The 14,713-nt window shown below is 72.0% G+C and carries 9 protein-coding genes, 3 tRNA genes, 1 other RNA gene and 1 pseudogene; 5 read left to right on the top strand and 9 right to left on the bottom strand.

Annotated features, from left to right (window positions below; genetic code table 11):
• Positions 1 to 75: 75 nt before the first annotated feature.
• Genes purL through purS form a run of 3 tightly spaced genes read right to left on the bottom strand, consistent with a single transcriptional unit; the run spans position 76 to position 3,247 of the window.
• On the bottom strand, positions 76 to 2,325 hold the full coding sequence (gene purL, locus IF00_RS0114975) for a phosphoribosylformylglycinamidine synthase subunit PurL (RefSeq protein WP_030318252.1): 2,250 nt from the start codon (positions 2,323 to 2,325) through the stop codon (positions 76 to 78).
• The gene (gene purQ, locus IF00_RS0114970) at positions 2,325 to 3,005 is read right to left on the bottom strand and encodes a phosphoribosylformylglycinamidine synthase subunit PurQ (RefSeq protein ID WP_030318250.1); all 681 of its coding nucleotides are present in this window, start codon (positions 3,003 to 3,005) and stop codon (positions 2,325 to 2,327) included. The genes purL and purQ overlap by 1 nt, the downstream gene beginning before the upstream one ends.
• A complete protein-coding gene (gene purS, locus IF00_RS0114965; protein WP_017240564.1) occupies positions 3,002 to 3,247 on the bottom strand; it encodes a phosphoribosylformylglycinamidine synthase subunit PurS in 246 nt (81 codons plus the stop codon). The genes purQ and purS overlap by 4 nt, the downstream gene beginning before the upstream one ends.
• A 366-nt stretch (positions 3,248 to 3,613) precedes the next feature.
• On the opposite strand from purS, the gene IF00_RS0114960 reads away from it, so the two are divergent.
• From IF00_RS0114960 to IF00_RS0114940, 5 genes and pseudogenes are all read left to right on the top strand, one after another.
• Positions 3,614 to 3,955 (top strand): histone-like nucleoid-structuring protein Lsr2, encoded by a 342-nt coding sequence (locus tag IF00_RS0114960; protein WP_030318247.1) that lies wholly within the window; start codon positions 3,614 to 3,616, stop codon positions 3,953 to 3,955.
• Between the two features lie 122 nt (positions 3,956 to 4,077).
• A tRNA-Gly gene (locus tag IF00_RS0114955) sits at positions 4,078 to 4,149 on the top strand.
• A gap of 80 nt (positions 4,150 to 4,229) precedes the next feature.
• Positions 4,230 to 4,305, top strand: a tRNA-Gly gene (locus tag IF00_RS0114950).
• A 552-nt stretch (positions 4,306 to 4,857) separates the two neighbouring features.
• A pseudogene (locus IF00_RS43745) lies at positions 4,858 to 5,459 on the top strand (response regulator transcription factor).
• Positions 5,460 to 5,481: 22 nt separating this feature from the next.
• Positions 5,482 to 5,557, top strand: a tRNA-Gly gene (locus IF00_RS0114940).
• A gap of 100 nt (positions 5,558 to 5,657) precedes the next feature.
• Here IF00_RS0114940 and IF00_RS0114935 read toward each other — a convergent pair.
• From IF00_RS0114935 to ffs, 6 genes are all read right to left on the bottom strand, one after another.
• Positions 5,658 to 6,566 carry a phosphoribosylaminoimidazolesuccinocarboxamide synthase gene (locus IF00_RS0114935; protein ID WP_030318242.1) on the bottom strand — a complete coding sequence of 303 codons (909 nt, stop codon included), beginning with the start codon at positions 6,564 to 6,566 and terminating at the stop codon, positions 5,658 to 5,660.
• 88 nt (positions 6,567 to 6,654) lie between these two features.
• Positions 6,655 to 8,115, bottom strand: coding sequence for a N,N-dimethylformamidase beta subunit family domain-containing protein (locus IF00_RS0114930; protein WP_030318240.1), 1,461 nt, complete (start codon positions 8,113 to 8,115; stop codon positions 6,655 to 6,657).
• Between the two features lie 347 nt (positions 8,116 to 8,462).
• The gene (locus IF00_RS0114925) at positions 8,463 to 10,415 is read right to left on the bottom strand and encodes a M48 family metalloprotease (protein ID WP_030318238.1); all 1,953 of its coding nucleotides are present in this window, start codon (positions 10,413 to 10,415) and stop codon (positions 8,463 to 8,465) included.
• 251 nt (positions 10,416 to 10,666) lie between these two features.
• A complete protein-coding gene (gene purD / locus IF00_RS0114920) occupies positions 10,667 to 11,917 on the bottom strand; it encodes a phosphoribosylamine--glycine ligase (protein WP_030318236.1) in 1,251 nt (416 codons plus the stop codon).
• 61 nt (positions 11,918 to 11,978) lie between these two features.
• The gene (locus IF00_RS0114915) at positions 11,979 to 14,117 is read right to left on the bottom strand and encodes a DNA polymerase III subunit gamma and tau (RefSeq protein WP_030318234.1); all 2,139 of its coding nucleotides are present in this window, start codon (positions 14,115 to 14,117) and stop codon (positions 11,979 to 11,981) included.
• Between the two features lie 259 nt (positions 14,118 to 14,376).
• Positions 14,377 to 14,475: signal recognition particle sRNA small type (gene ffs, locus IF00_RS43210), an RNA gene on the bottom strand.
• Positions 14,476 to 14,713 lie beyond the last annotated feature (238 nt).

Here is a 14,713-nt window from a genome sequence, read left to right as displayed (position 1 = left end):
CTCCTGCAGGAGAGAAACGCGAAAGCCCCCGCCCGGACCTTGCGGTCCGGACGGGGGCCTCCCCGGTGCTTCGGATCAGGCCAGCAGGCCCGGAATCGTCGCCTCGTGCGCCGTGCGCAGCTCCGTCAGGGAGAGCGCGAACTCGCCCTGGACGTCGACCGCGTCTCCGTCGACGACACCGATCCGCGCCGCCGGCAGACCCCGCGCACCGCACATGTCGGTGAAGCGGAGCTCCTCGCTGCGCGGAACGGCCACCACCGCACGGCCGGCCGACTCGCTGAAGAGGAACGTGAACGCGTCCAGGCCCTCCGGAACGACCAGGCGCGCGCCGTGTCCACCGCGGAGGCAGGACTCGACGACCGCCTGGACCAGACCGCCGTCGGACAGGTCGTGCGCGGCGTCGATCATGCCGTCGCGCGAGGCCGAGATCAGGATCTCGCCGAGCAGCTTCTCCCGGTCGAGGTCCACGGCCGGCGGCAGACCGCCGAGGTGCTTGTGGATGACCTCGGACCAGGCCGAGCCGCCGAACTCCTCGCGCGTGTCGCCGAGCAGGTAGAGGAGCTGGCCCTCTTCCGCGAAGGCGATCGGCGTACGGCGGTTGACGTCGTCGATCACACCGAGGACGGCCACGACCGGCGTCGGGTGGATCGCGACCTCACCGGTCTGGTTGTAGAGCGAGACGTTGCCGCCGGTCACCGGGGTGCCGAGCTGGAGGCAGCCGTCCGCGAGACCACGGGTGGCCTCGGCGAACTGCCACATCACGGCCGGGTCCTCGGGCGAACCGAAGTTCAGGCAGTCCGAGATGGCCAGCGGCTTCGCACCGGAGGCGGCGACGTTGCGGTACGCCTCCGCCAGCGCGAGCTGCGCACCCGTGTACGGGTCGAGCTTGGCGTACCGGCCGTTGCCGTCCGTCGCCATGGCCACGCCGAGGTTGGTCTCCTCGTCGATACGGACCATGCCCGCGTCCTCGGGCTGCGCCAGGACCGTGTTGCCCTGCACGAACCGGTCGTACTGGTCCGTGATCCAGGACTTCGACGCCTGGTTCGGGGAGGAGACCAGCTTCAGGACCTGGTCCTTCAGCTCCTCGCCCGACTGCGGCCGGGGCAGCTTGCCGGCGTCGTCGGCCTGGAGCGCGTCCTGCCACTCCGGGCGGGCGTACGGCCGGTGGTAGGTCGGACCCTCGTGGGCGACGGAGCGCGGCGGCACGTCGACGATCTGCTCGCCGTGCCAGAAGATCTCCAGACGCTCGCCCTCGGTCACCTCACCGATGACGACCGCGATGACGTCCCACTTCTCGCAGATCTCCAGGAAGCGGTCGACGTGCTCGGGCTCGACGATCGCGCACATGCGCTCCTGCGACTCGCTCATGAGGATTTCCTCGGGCGAGAGGGTCGCGTCGCGCAGGTGGACCCGGTCGAGCTCTACGCGCATGCCGCCGGAACCGGCGGAGGCCAGCTCGGACGTGGCACAGGAGAGCCCGGCGCCGCCGAGGTCCTGGATGCCCGCGACCAGCTTCTCCTTGAAGATCTCCAGGGTGCACTCGATGAGGAGCTTCTCCTGGAAGGGGTCGCCGACCTGGACGGCGGGGCGCTTGGTCGGCTTGGTGTCGTCGAAGGTCTCGGACGCGAGGACCGAGACGCCGCCGATGCCGTCGCCGCCGGTGCGGGCGCCGTAGAGGATCACCTTGTTGCCGGGGCCGGAGGCCTTGGCGAGGTGGATGTCCTCGTGCTTCATGACGCCGATGCAGCCGGCGTTGACCAGCGGGTTGCCCTGGTAGCACTCGTCGAACACGACCTCGCCGCCGATGTTCGGCAGGCCGAGGCAGTTGCCGTAGCCGCCGATGCCGGCGACGACGCCGGGCAGCACGCGCTTGGTGTCGGGGTGGTCGGCCGCGCCGAAGCGCAGCGGGTCGACGACCGCGACCGGGCGGGCACCCATGGCGAGGATGTCGCGGACGATGCCGCCGATGCCGGTGGCCGCGCCCTGGTAGGGCTCGATGTACGAGGGGTGGTTGTGCGACTCGACCTTGAAGGTGACCGCGTACCCCTGGCCGACGTCGACGACGCCGGCGTTCTCACCGATGCCGACGAGCATGGCGTCGTTCTCGGGGACCTTCTCGCCGAACTGCTTCAGGTGGACCTTGCTGCTCTTGTAGGAGCAGTGCTCGGACCACATGACGGAGTACATGGCGAGCTCGGCGCCGGTGGGACGGCGGCCCAGGATCTCGCGGATGCGCGCGTACTCGTCCTCCTTGAGGCCGAGCTCCTTCCAGGGCTGCTCGCTGTCCGGCGTCTCGCTCGCGTGCTTGACGGTGTCGAGGCTCATCAGGCGTTGACCAGCTTCTTGAGGATCGAGGTGAAGAAACCGAGGCCGTCCGTCTTGCCGGTGCCGACGAGCGGCTCGACGGCGTGCTCGGGGTGCGGCATGAGGCCGACCACGTTGCCCGCGGCGTTGGTGATGCCCGCGATGTCACGCAGCGAGCCGTTGGGGTTGACGTCGAGGTAGCGGAAGGCGACCCGCCCCTCGGCCTCCAGCTCGTCGAGCACCCGCTCGTCGGCGACGTACCGGCCGTCCATGTTCTTGAGCGGGACCTCGATCTCCTGGCCCTCGGTGTAGTCCGAGGTCCAGGCGGTCTCCGCGTTCTCCACCCGCAGCTTCTGGTCGCGGCAGATGAAGTGGAGGTGGTTGTTGCGCAGCATCGCGCCCGGCAGCAGATGGGCCTCGGTGAGGATCTGGAAGCCGTTGCAGATACCGAGGACGGGCATGCCCGCCTTCGCCTGCTCGATGATCGTCTCCATCACCGGCGAGAAGCGGGAGATGGCCCCGGCCCGCAGGTAGTCGCCGTAGGAGAAACCGCCGGCCAGGACCACGGCGTCGACCTGCTTGAGGTCCTTGTCGCGGTGCCAGAGCGATACGGGTTCGGCGCCCGCGAGGCGGGCGGCACGCAGCGCGTCCTGGTCGTCGAGCGTTCCGGGGAACGTGACGACGCCGATGCGTGCGGTCACGACTCCACCTTCACGATGAAGTCTTCGATCACAGTGTTGGCAAGGAAGGTTTCGGCCATCTCATGGATGCGGGCGAGGGCGGCGTCGTCGACCGGTCCCTCCACCTCCAGCTCGAAACGCTTCCCCTGACGGACGTCGGCGATTCCGGCGAATCCCAGGCGGGGCAGTGCACGCTGCACCGCCTGCCCCTGAGGGTCGAGGATCTCCGGCTTGAGCATGACGTCGACTACGACGCGTGCCACTGGCACTCCCGGTGGTGTGTTGCGTGGGCGGTTCCCTCAGCGTACCTGTCTCCAAATTCTACGCGGGTAGAGATCTGAAGGATCCTACAAAAGCCAGGCCACGGCGCCACCCCACCAGGGATCACAGCCCACACCCCCGCCCGAGCACACCCGCGCAAAATTCGAGTGAAATATTGCGGACCTCATTGCACCGGGACACGCTGAAACAATTGCCAGGGCTTCACAATGCGACGCCCATCGCTGTACAAAGGAATCGAGAAGAAATCAGCATTGTCGCGGCACAGCCGTACGGTCGGCATCGCCGCACGTCAGAGGCGTCACAAGCGCCCCCTCTGCGGCGCCGGCCGCAGGAAAGGACCGATATCCGTGGCTCAGCGTGTGGTGGTCACAATCTCCGACGACATGGACGGCGGAGAAGCGGCTGAAACGGTCGCGTTCGGCCTCGACGGGAAGATGTACGAGATCGACCTGAATGCTGCCAATGCAAAGAAACTCCGCAAGGCGCTCGCCCCGTACCTCGCCGCAGGACGCAAGTTGCCGGCGAAGGCCGTGACCGGCCGGAGCGCCTCCCTGGAGTCGTACACCCACACCTCCCTCGCCCCCGACCCGGCGGCGGTCCGCGCCTGGGCGCAGTCCAACAAGATGGAGGTGCCCGCCCGGGGCCGCATCCCGAAGCGGGTCTACGAGGCCTTCCGCGCCGCGAGTTGAGCGGGCCGGCCCCCCGGCCGCCGACGCGGCGGGCGAGCCGATTTGCATTGCACCCCCCATGATCCGCTAAAGTCTGGAACACGCCGAGGGGCGAGGCCGCAAAGCCCCACCTCACGCAGCGTGCGGGTGTAGTTCAGTAGCAGAACATCCCCCTTCCAGGGGGAAGGCGCAGTGTGCAATTCCTGTCACCCGCTCTGCATCGCAAGACCGAGCACTCCGGTGCATCAGGTAGAGTGGTGCTCGCACCGCCCAGTGAGAGCTGAGCGGCAGCAATGCGGACGTGGCTCAGTTGGTAGAGCATCACCTTGCCAAGGTGAGGGTCGCGAGTTCGAATCTCGTCGTCCGCTCCAGATCGAAGGCCCCGGTTCTCTGGAACCGGGGCCTTCGGCGTTTCCCCAGGAACTCCAGGAGCCCCACAGCTCCAGGAGCTCCGCCTCCTCCCGACTCCCGCCACCCCCATGACATGTGTCAGAAGCGGGTGGTGACAGCGCGCACTGCCGGACGGCCCGCGCCGCCGGGAGCCTGGACACAAGACCCGCGCGAGCCCTGCGGTCTCCGCGACGCCCGCGACCCCCGCGATCGTGGCGGAAGGCCTCCGCCGCGGCCACTCCGGCGACTTCGAGGCCGTCCGCGGCATCTCCTTTCACCGTCCAGTGCGGCGAGATCCGCCCTCCTCGGCACCGACGGCGCCGGGAAGACCTCCACCGTCGAACTCCTCGAACTCCTCGCCGTCCCGAGTGCCGGCACCGCCCGCGTCCTCGGCCACGACCCGTACCGCCCCCGGGCCGCCGTCCGCCCCCGGATCGGCGTGATGCTCCAGGAGGGCGGCTTCACCCTCCGAACCGACCGTGGCCGAAACCGTAGGGATGTGGGCAGGCTGCACCACCCACCCCCGCCCCGCCCTGGACCTCGTCGGGCAGGTCGAGGCCCGGGCATCTGATCCGTGGGCGGTCGCCCCGCTGCTCGGCCCCGAGGACGATCTCGCCGTCGCCGAGGCCGCGACCGGGCCCGAGGCGCTCGCCATGGCCCGCGCCCATCGCCCCGACGTCACCGTGCTCGATCTGCAGATGCCGGGCGCGGACAGTGTGAGGGTCGCCACAGTCCTGCGCGGCGAACCGCCCTGCTGCCGCACCATGATCGTGACCGGGCACGGCCGTCCCTGGCGCCTCGGGCGGGCCCTCTCGGACGGCGTCCGCGACTTCGTCCCGAAGACCGTCAGTGCCCAGCGACTCGCCGAGATCACCCGCACCATGGATGCCGAAATCCGTTACGCGGGCGTGGAGTTGGCGGCCGACGCCATCGCCGCCAGGGACTCCCCACTGACCGCCCGCGAGGCCGGGATACTCGAATTCCCCCCGCCGGGGCACCCGTCGGGGAGATCGCCCGACGCGCCTCGCTCTCCCCCGGAACCGTCCGCAACCACCTCTCCTCGGCGGCCGCGAGGCTCGGTGCCGAGAACCGGCATGCGGCAGTGCGTCTCGCACAGGCGAAAGGATGGGTATAGTTGGCTTCGCGCTACGGCGCATGCGGACGTGGCTCAGTTGGTAGAGCATCACCTTGCCAAGGTGAGGGTCGCGAGTTCGAATCTCGTCGTCCGCTCCATGAAGAAGCCCCCGGTCGAATCGACCGGGGGCTTTCTCGTATCCCGTGTCTCGCGGCCTGTGTCCCCGGCACGAGTGCCGGGGGACACAGGCCGGGGAACTCAGAAGCTGTCGGACCAGGACTTGCCGGTCAGCAGCTCGTACGCCTCCAGGTACTTGGCGCGCGTGGCGTCCACGATCTCCTGCGGGAGCGGCGGCGGGGGCTGCTCGCTCTTGCGGTCCCAGCCGGAGGCCGGGGAGGTCAGCCAGTTCCGGACGAACTGCTTGTCGTACGAGGGCTGGGCGCGGCCCGGCTCCCACTGGTCGGCCGGCCAGAAGCGCGAGGAGTCCGGGGTCAGGACCTCGTCGCCGAGGACGAGCGTCTCCCCGTCGAAACCGAACTCGAACTTGGTGTCCGCGAGGATGATCCCGCGCTCACGGGCGATGTCCCGGGCCCTGCCGTACACGGCGAGGGTCGTCCGGCGCAGCAGCGCGGCCGTCTCGGCGCCGACCTGCCGGGCGACCTCCTCGTACGACACGTTCTCGTCATGGTCGCCGACCGCGGCCTTGGTGGCCGGAGTGAAGATCGGGGCGGGCAGCTCGGAGCCGTCGCCGAGGCCCTCGGGGAGCGCGAGGCCGCAGACCGTGCGGGACTCGTCGTACTCGAGGAGGCCGGAGCCGGTGAGATAGCCGCGGGCCACGCACTCGACCGGCACCATGTTCAGCGACTTGCAGACCGTGGTGCGGCCCGCCCAGTCGGCGGGGGCGCCGGCCGGCAGCTCGGTCGAGATCACGTGGTGCGGGACCAGGTCGGAGAGCCGGTCGAACCACCACAGGGAGAGCTGGGTGAGGACCCGGCCCTTGTCGGGGATCTCGGTGGGCAGCACCCAGTCGTACGCGGACATGCGGTCGCTCGCCACCATCACGAGGTCCCCGTCCTCGTTCCGGTACAGGTCGCGCACCTTGCCCGTGTGGAGATGGGTGAGGCCCGGGACCTGAACGGGCTCGGGCTTTTCTACGAATCCGGACACGGTTCCTCCGCGTAGGTTGATCCAGGAGCGTGTCCGATTCTCTCGCACATCCGGGCGGCCCCCGCCGCCAGGCACTGTGACCCCCCGCTCAGTCCCTCTTGCAGATCCGGTCGAGGAGGTTCGCGGTGGCGCGCTGGACCCGGGCGTCGACGTGGCCCGGCCGGTCGAGCGACGGCGACCAGGCGAAGGTCCCGGAAGCGAACACCCAGGCACCCGAAGGCGCCCGGTAGAGACTCGTCTCCTGGTGCCGGAGCGCCCCCTCACCGTCGCGGTAGGGCGAGTGGGCGAGCAGGATGCGGCCCTGGTGCTCGGGGAGCGCCGTCCGCGGGAAGTAGCGGTCGGCCTCGCCCGCGACCAGGCCGGGGAGCTCGTCGCCGTCACCGGCGCCGGTGGCCTCCCAGAGCCAGTGCTCGGCGTTCCGTACGACCAGCGGGTGCGGTTCGGGCACCCGGCCCGCGTACTGGATGCCGAGGAGCTGCTGCTCGGGCCGGTCGACCTCGCGCCAGAGCGCGGGCCGGCCGGGGCCGCGGCGCTTGCGGCAGGTGAGGAGCCGGTCCGGCACCCCGGACGGCGAAGGACCCAACTCCACCTGCCAGTACATGGTGTTGGCGGAGAGGAAGACCAGGGACGTGCCCTGGTCGCGGGCGAGCTCGACGGTCTTGCGCATCGGCACCGACCAGTACTCGTCGTGGCCGGGGAAGACCAGGCCCCGGTAGCGGCTCGGGTCGACCCGGCCCGCGTGCAGATCGCGGGTCTCGGCGTACGCCAGGTCGTATCCGTACCGCTCGGCCCAGCGGATGAAGTCGTAGGCGTGCCCGACGTGGAGCGGCAGCCCCGCACCCGCGTACGGGCGGTCGAAGGAGACGGTGACGGCCGCGTCCTGCTCGCCGAGCAGCCGGCCCTCCTCGTCCCAGGCGTGGTAAAGGCTGGCGCCGGTGCGGCCGTCCTCCGGATAGAGGTTGTACGCCTGCCAGGTCACGTCCGGTAGGACGAGGAGGAGATCGGCCGGGTGGTTGTCGCGGACCGTGAAGGGAATGTGCGAGCGGTGGCCGTCGACGGTGGTGAGGACCGCGACGTACGCCCCGATCGACCAATAGCTGGGGACCTGCAGCCGCCAGGACTGCCACCAGTGGTGGCAGGAGACCGTGCGGTCGGCGGTCAGCGGGGCAGGCTGGACGATCCCGGAGAGCCGGGGACTCGTGGTGATCTTCGCGGCGCCGTCGCCGCCGTAGTGACCGATCCGGTAGACGTCGACCGAGAACTGCTGCGGCGGGTCCACCGTGATGTGGAAGTCGATCGACTCGCCCGGTGCCACGGCTCCGTCGGAGGCGAAACCCTTGATCTGACGCCGGACGTCGTCGGCCGTGCGCGGGCCGCCGCTGCCGCCCCGGGCCAGGATCTCGTCCGCGTACCAGGGGACCATCTGACCGGTGTCGTCGAAGTAGTTCTCGGAGCCGCGCAGCCAGGGCAAGGGGCCCTGGCCGAAGGGATCGGTGACGGCGTGCGCGAGCGCACCCGACTCCCACCGTCTGATCTGATCCGCCCCCATGCTGCGCCCCTCCCTCGACTCCCCCGGATCGGCTGGTCAGTGCCTGTCTGCTTCTGCCGGCTCGTGTCGGCCCGTGCCCCTGGTTCGGGCTTCTGGATCGTGCCTCTGTCAGTGGCGGTCTCCAGCACATCACATAACGCACGCACTCCGTCACCGTTCGTCGTGAATTGACGAGAGTGGAAGGCGGGGCTCCGAAAGAAGTGATCTCCAGGGCCTCTCCGGACGGCCCGCCAGTCGGGTCCCGGGACGCTTGCGGGACGGCTCCCTGGCGGCTTGCGGGTCGACCCCGGACGGCCGGCGGGACGGCTCCATGGCGGGCCGGCCCCTTCCGGGCTTTCCCGGAGGCCTCAGACCAGGCGTACGGGCTTCTCGGGGCGCACCCCCGTACGAGCCAGCCAGACCCGCAGCGGCTCCGGGTCGCCGTCCTCGACGAGCGCGAGGACACGGGGGCCGAGGTCCGTCGCCCGCTCGCCGCCGACGAGGAGCGCGGGACCGTCGAGCCAGTCGAGGCCGGGGGTGGCCTCGGCGGTGTCCACGGCCGCACAGCAGACCATCGCTGTGACGTGGTCGGCGAGCAGGTCGCGCCCGGAGCGGGGCGGCTGGAGCGGGAACAGCGGCAGCGGGCCGTCCGGGCCGCTGACGACCAAGGGGTGTGTGGGGCCGGAGTGCCGGTCGTCCTTCTCGGCGCTGCGGGCCTCCGCCTCCGCGGTCAGAGCGGTGGCGGCCACGCGGGCCTCCCGGGCTGCCTCCTCGCGCGCGAGGAGCGCGCTGAGGGCGCCGGCGAGCGCCTCGGCGGCGGGGTTGACGGGCTCTTCGTCTTCCTCGGTGTCGAGGTCGGTGTCGGCGTTGGCATCCGTCGCCGTCGCGGTGTCGGTGGCGGCGTCGGTCGCGGTGGAGGTGGCGGCGTCTGTGAGGTGGGCGTCGTCCACCGGGAACGAGTGCTCCTGGGGCGCGGCCTCAAGGGCTGCCCCGTCGGCGGCGGCGTCGGCGGCATCCGTGTCGGTGGGCTTCCCCGGCTCCGTGGAGAGGTGGGCGATCACCCGGGTCAGGGTCGGGCCGTCGGCGACGCCCTCGCTTCCCCCGCCCCCTGCCCCGGAATCCGCCAGGCCGAGGCCGTCGAGGACCCGGTGCAGCCGGGCCGCGTCGGTGCGCCACTTCCTGTCGACGACCTCCTCCGGGTACTGGCTCCACTCCACCGGGGACCAGTCCGGCCCGGGTTCGGCCGGGCCGCCGTGGAAGAGACGGGCGGCGAGCAGCGAGGTGGCCTCGTCGACCGCGCCCGGCTCCTCCAGGAGGTCGCAGGCGGGGCGCTCGCCGAGCCGGGAGGAGAAGCCGTCCGCGAGCCGGTCGCGGCGGGAGAGCTCGGTCAGGGCGGAGACCACGCCGGCGTCGAGCTTGGCGGGCCAGCGGCCCATCCGCCAGGCAGGCAGCGCGACCCGGGTCAGGAGCCGGTCCCAGCCCGCGTACGCCAGGCCGACCTGCTCCTGGGCGACGATCCGTACGCCGTAGTCCACGGCCTGGGCGCGCTCGGAGCCGGCGACGGCGACCCCGCGCTCCATCTCCGCGGCGTGCCCGCGGCAGGCGCGGAGGAGGACGCGGGCAACCTGCCCGACGGCGCCCGCGCCGAGTCGGCGGACCGGGTCGAGACCGGGGGTCCCGGGCACGGCCACGGCGGCGTCCAGGCCCCGGACGAAGCGGCGGGCCGCGGCTATGTCGGGCTGTGAGGCGGGGCCCGTACCGGCGACGACCGGGGCGAGGACCGCCCGCAGCTCGCCGACGCGCATCCACCACAGGAAGGGCGAACCTATGACGAGGACGGGGGCGCCGTCGCCCTCCCCCTCGCCGCCCGAGGTGCGCAGCGCGCGGTGGGCCCGGTGGGTGCGGTCCTCCAGCCAGCTGTCGCAGTCCGGGGTCAGGGCTATCGCGGCGGGCGCCGGGACGTCGAGCCGGTCGGCCAGGTCCCGGACGAGCCGGTAGAGGTCGGGGGCGGCGGTCTCGGCGAGCTCCACCGTCGGTGTGGCGGCCGGACGTGCCCGGGCGACGACGAGGGCGACGGCGGTGGAGGCGAGGAGGACGAGGACCGCCAGGACGGTCACCGCCCAGCGGGCCGCGTCCCAGCCGGAGCCGGTGAAGTGGCCGGTGACCCCGCCCGCGTAGAGGACGACGGCCACGGCGGCGGGCAGGACCGCGAGGCCCAGCGCCCTGCCGCGGACCCGGAGGACGGCGAGGGCCCGGGAGCGCGCGGCGCGCGCTCCCCACTCCTCGCCGACAACGGAACCGGTACCGGACACGCCGTACATCACCCCCTCCTGCCCACGTCGGGACTGCCTGTGGCGGTGTTGCTCACTCCCCCACTGTGGCACCCGCCACCGACATCGCAATGCCGGTGGGCCAAGTGCCGGAACGCCTTCGCCGCACCCTAGTTGGGGCTTCGGCAGACGTCATCCGGATGGCCCAGCCGTCACTCGAAGGTATGGCTTTGGGCAAAGGTGATGGATTTCGCGCGACCGTACGATCCACCGCACGGCCGCGCGAGAAATCGGCGGCCCTGTCAGGCCTCGGCGGCCTTCCGCGCGATGTCCGTGCGGTACTGCGAGCCGTCAAGGCGGATGCGGCCGACCGCCGCGTAGGCACGCTCGCGGGCCTGAGCCAGGTCCGTTCCGGTCGCGGTGACCGAAAGGACGCGGCCGCCCGCGCTGACGATCGCGTCGCCGTCCCGCTTCGTCCCGGCGTGCAGGACGTACGCGAGCGGGGCGTCCTGCTCGGCGACCTCGTCGAGGCCCTCGATCGGGTCGCCCGTACGCGGGGTCTCCGGGTAGTTGTGCGAGGCGACGACCACGGTGACCGCGGCGTCGTCGCTCCAGCTCAGCGGCGCCTGGTCCTCCAGGGTGCCGTTGGCGGCGTTCAGCAGGACGCCGGCCAGCGGGGTGCGGAGCCGGGCCAGGACGACCTGGGTCTCGGGGTCGCCGAAACGGGCGTTGAACTCGATGACCCGGACGCCGCGGCCGGTGATCGCCAGACCCGCGTACAGCAGGCCGGAGAACGGCGTGCCGCGGCGGCGCAGCTCGTCGACCGTCGGCTGAAGGACGGTCGCGAGGACCTCCTCGACCAGCTTCGGGTCCGCCCAGGGCAGCGGCGAGTATGCGCCCATGCCGCCGGTGTTCGGGCCCTCGTCGTCGTCGAGCGCGCGCTTGAAGTCCTGCGCGGGCTGGAGCGGGAGGACGGTGGTGCCGTCGGTGATGGCGAAGAGGGAGACCTCGGGGCCGTCGAGGAACTCCTCGATGACCACCCGGTCGCACGCGAGCGCGTGGGCCCGTGCCTGCGCGAGGTCGTCGGTGACGACGACGCCCTTGCCTGCGGCGAGGCCGTCGTCCTTCACGACGTACGGAGCGCCGAAGGCGTCGAGCGCCTCGTCGACCTCCTCGGGAGTCGTGCAGACGTAGCTGCGGGCGGTGGGCACCCCGGCGCCTGCCATGACGTCCTTGGCGAACGCCTTGGAGCCCTCCAGCTCCGCCGCTTCTCGCGACGGGCCGAAGACGGGGATGCCGGCCGCGCGGACGGCGTCGGCGACACCGGCGACGAGCGGAGCCTCCGGGCCGACGACGACCAGGCCGGCGCCGAGCTCGGTGGCGAGGCGCGCGACGGCGTCGCCGTCCAGCTGGTCGACGGGGTGCAGCTCGGCGACCTCAGCGATTCCGGCGTTGCCGGGCGCGCAGTGCAGAGCGGTGACGTCGGGATCGAGGGAGAGAGAGCGGCACAGGGCGTGTTCGCGGGCGCCGCCGCCGATGACGAGGACCTTCACGCCGCTCAGAGTAGCCCGACGACCGGGATGCCCCTTGTGCGGGCCACTGAACGAGACGCCCCTACTCGTTCGTGTATTCCTCCACAACCGTGGCTCCGAGCTCGCGCACGATCAGGTCGTGCCCGGAGAGCGCGGAGTCGACGAGGTCCGGATCGTCCTCCTCCGGCACGTCGTCCTCGGGCGCCACGGGCTGCGGCGCGGGCGGCGTGTACGCGGGCGCGGGGGCGGGCGGCGCGGCCTGCTGGAAGGAGGAGGGCGCGGGAGCGGACGCGGGTGCGGAGTGCGTCTGCGGCTGTACGGGGGCTGGCGCCGGCCCCTGCTGGAAGGACGGCGCGGGGGCGGGTGCCTGCGGGCGGCTGAAGCCTCCCGTTCCGCCCGATCCGCCGAAGCCGGTCGCGGCGGGCGGCGGCGAGGCGCCGCCCGAGGGGTCGATGATCGCCTCGATCTTCCAGTTCACGTTGAACTGCTCGGCGAGAGCCTGCTTCAGGACGTCCTCGCTGCCGCTGCTCGCGAAGTTGTCGCGGGCTCCGGCGTTGAGGAAGCCGAGCTGGAGGGTCGTGCCGTCGAAGCCCGCGATCTGCGCGTTCTGGCTGAGCAGGATCCAGGTGAAGCGGCGCCGGTTCTTCACGGCGTCGAGGATCTGCGGCCAGAGGTTGCGCACCTGGGCGGTGTCACCGCCGCCGCCCGAGGCGGCGGGAGCCGGCTCGGAGGCCTGCGGCGCGGGCTGTGCGTGGACGGGAGCGGGAGCGGCCGGCGCCGGCGAGGCGGGCACGGAAGCACCGGGCCAGGCGCCGGGGGCGCCGCCGCCTGGGGTGGCGGCCCCGGGCCACGCACCGGGGCGGGGTGCGGAGGGCTGTGCCTGCACCGGCTCGGGTGCGGCCACCGGTGCCGGTGCGGCCTGCGGCGGAGCCTGTACGGGCATGGGCGCCGGGGCGGGGGCCGGTGGGGGCGGGGCCATCGGCGTGTGCGCGTCGGGCCCGGGGACGTACCCCATGGCGGGCGCGGCCGCCCCGGGCGTGAAGACGGGCGCGGGCCCGGTGGCCGCACCACGCTCCAGCCGGTCGAGGCGCGCCTGCACGGAGCGCTCGTCGTCGAAGGCGGCGGGCAGCAGCACACGCGCGCAGATCAGCTCCAGCTGGAGCCGGGGCGAGGTGGCGCCCCGCATCTCGGTCAGACCGGTGTTGACCAGGTCGGCGGCCCGGCTGAGCTCGGCGGCACCGAACACGGACGCCTGCGCCTGCATGCGCTCGATCACATCGGCCGGGGCGTCGATGAGCCCCTTGTCGGCGGCGTCGGGCACGGCGGCCAGGATCACCAGGTCGCGCAGCCGCTCCAGGAGGTCGGCGACGAAGCGGCGCGGGTCGTTGCCGCCCTCGATGACCGTGTCGACGACCTCGAACGCGGCGGCGCCGTCACCGGCGGCGAAGGCCTCCACGACCGCGTCGAGCAGCGAGCCGTCCGTGTAGCCGAGGAGGGAGGTGGCCATGGTGTACGTCACACCGTCGTCGGCGGCTCCGGCGAGGAGCTGGTCCATGACGGACATCGAGTCACGCACGGAACCGGCGCCCGCGCGCACGACGAGCGGCAGCACGCCGTCCTCGACGGGGATGCCCTCGCGCCCGCAGACGTCGCGCAGGTACTCCCGCAGGGTGCCGGGCGGGACGAGCCGGAAGGGGTAGTGGTGGGTCCGGGACCGGATCGTCCCGATCACCTTCTCGGGCTCGGTCGTGGCGAAGATGAACTTGAGGTGCTCCGGCGGCTCCTCGACCACCTTCAGCAGGGCGTTGAAGCCCGCCGGGGTGACCATGTGGGCCTCGTCGATGATGTAGATCTTGTACCGGCTCGACGCGGGCCCGAAGAAGGCCTTCTCGCGCAGGTCACGGGCATCGTCCACACCACCGTGCGAGGCGGCGTCGATCTCGATGACGTCGATCGACCCCGGCCCGTTCCGCGCGAGGTCACGGCAGGACTGGCACTCGCCGCAGGGCGTGGGCGTCGGCCCCTGCTCGCAGTTCAGACACCGCGCGAGAATGCGCGCACTGGTCGTCTTGCCACAGCCGCGGGGCCCGCTGAACAGGTACGCGTGATTGACCCGGTTGTTCCGCAGGGCCTGCTGCAACGGGTCGGTGACATGCTCCTGCCCGATGACCTCGGCGAAGGACTCGGGGCGATAGCGGCGGTAGAGCGCGAGAGACGACACATGTACGAGGTTATAGGCGCCCACCGACAACCCGGGAAAAACCCGCCACCGGCCACCGCCTCGGGCGCCACCACCGGTCACCGCCTCGGCGGCCGCCCGGGTACGGCCGCGGCCGCTGCGCCGGTCTTCGCCGCGCTCAGGCCCCGGCATCCACCGCCCTGGCCGTTGCGCAGGTCTTCGCCGCCTCGGTGATTGCCGCGTCCACTGCCCCGGCGTCCGCAGCCCGGCCTTCGCCGCCGCGGCTTTCGTTCTGCACGGGAACGCAAGCGCCCCCCACGCACCTGCCAGAGCCGACCTACCCTTGCTGCCTTCCGGCCCTGGGGGAGTTCAGTCAGATAGCACCGCGTGAGGGGCTTCGCCCAGAGTACCCGATGGCGAACCCCCCGAAGCCCCGCGCCCCCTCGCTCCCCGGCGGGACACCTCAGGGGACACGCACCGGGCACCTCACCGGACACCCACCGGGCACCTCACCGGACACCACCGGACACCTCACCGGGCACCCCACCGGTCTCCCCGCCGAAAACATCGGCGGAGACATCGCCCGAGACGTCGCCCGAGACATCGGCGGACATGCCCCGGACGCGTCGCCGGCCCCC

The organism is Streptomyces flavochromogenes, from assembly GCF_000717595.1.
In the GTDB taxonomy this organism is placed as follows: Bacteria; Actinomycetota; Actinomycetes; order Streptomycetales; family Streptomycetaceae; genus Streptomyces; species Streptomyces flavochromogenes.
Note: the sequence above shows the minus strand (reverse complement) of the source record. Positions and strands in the feature narration are given on the sequence as shown.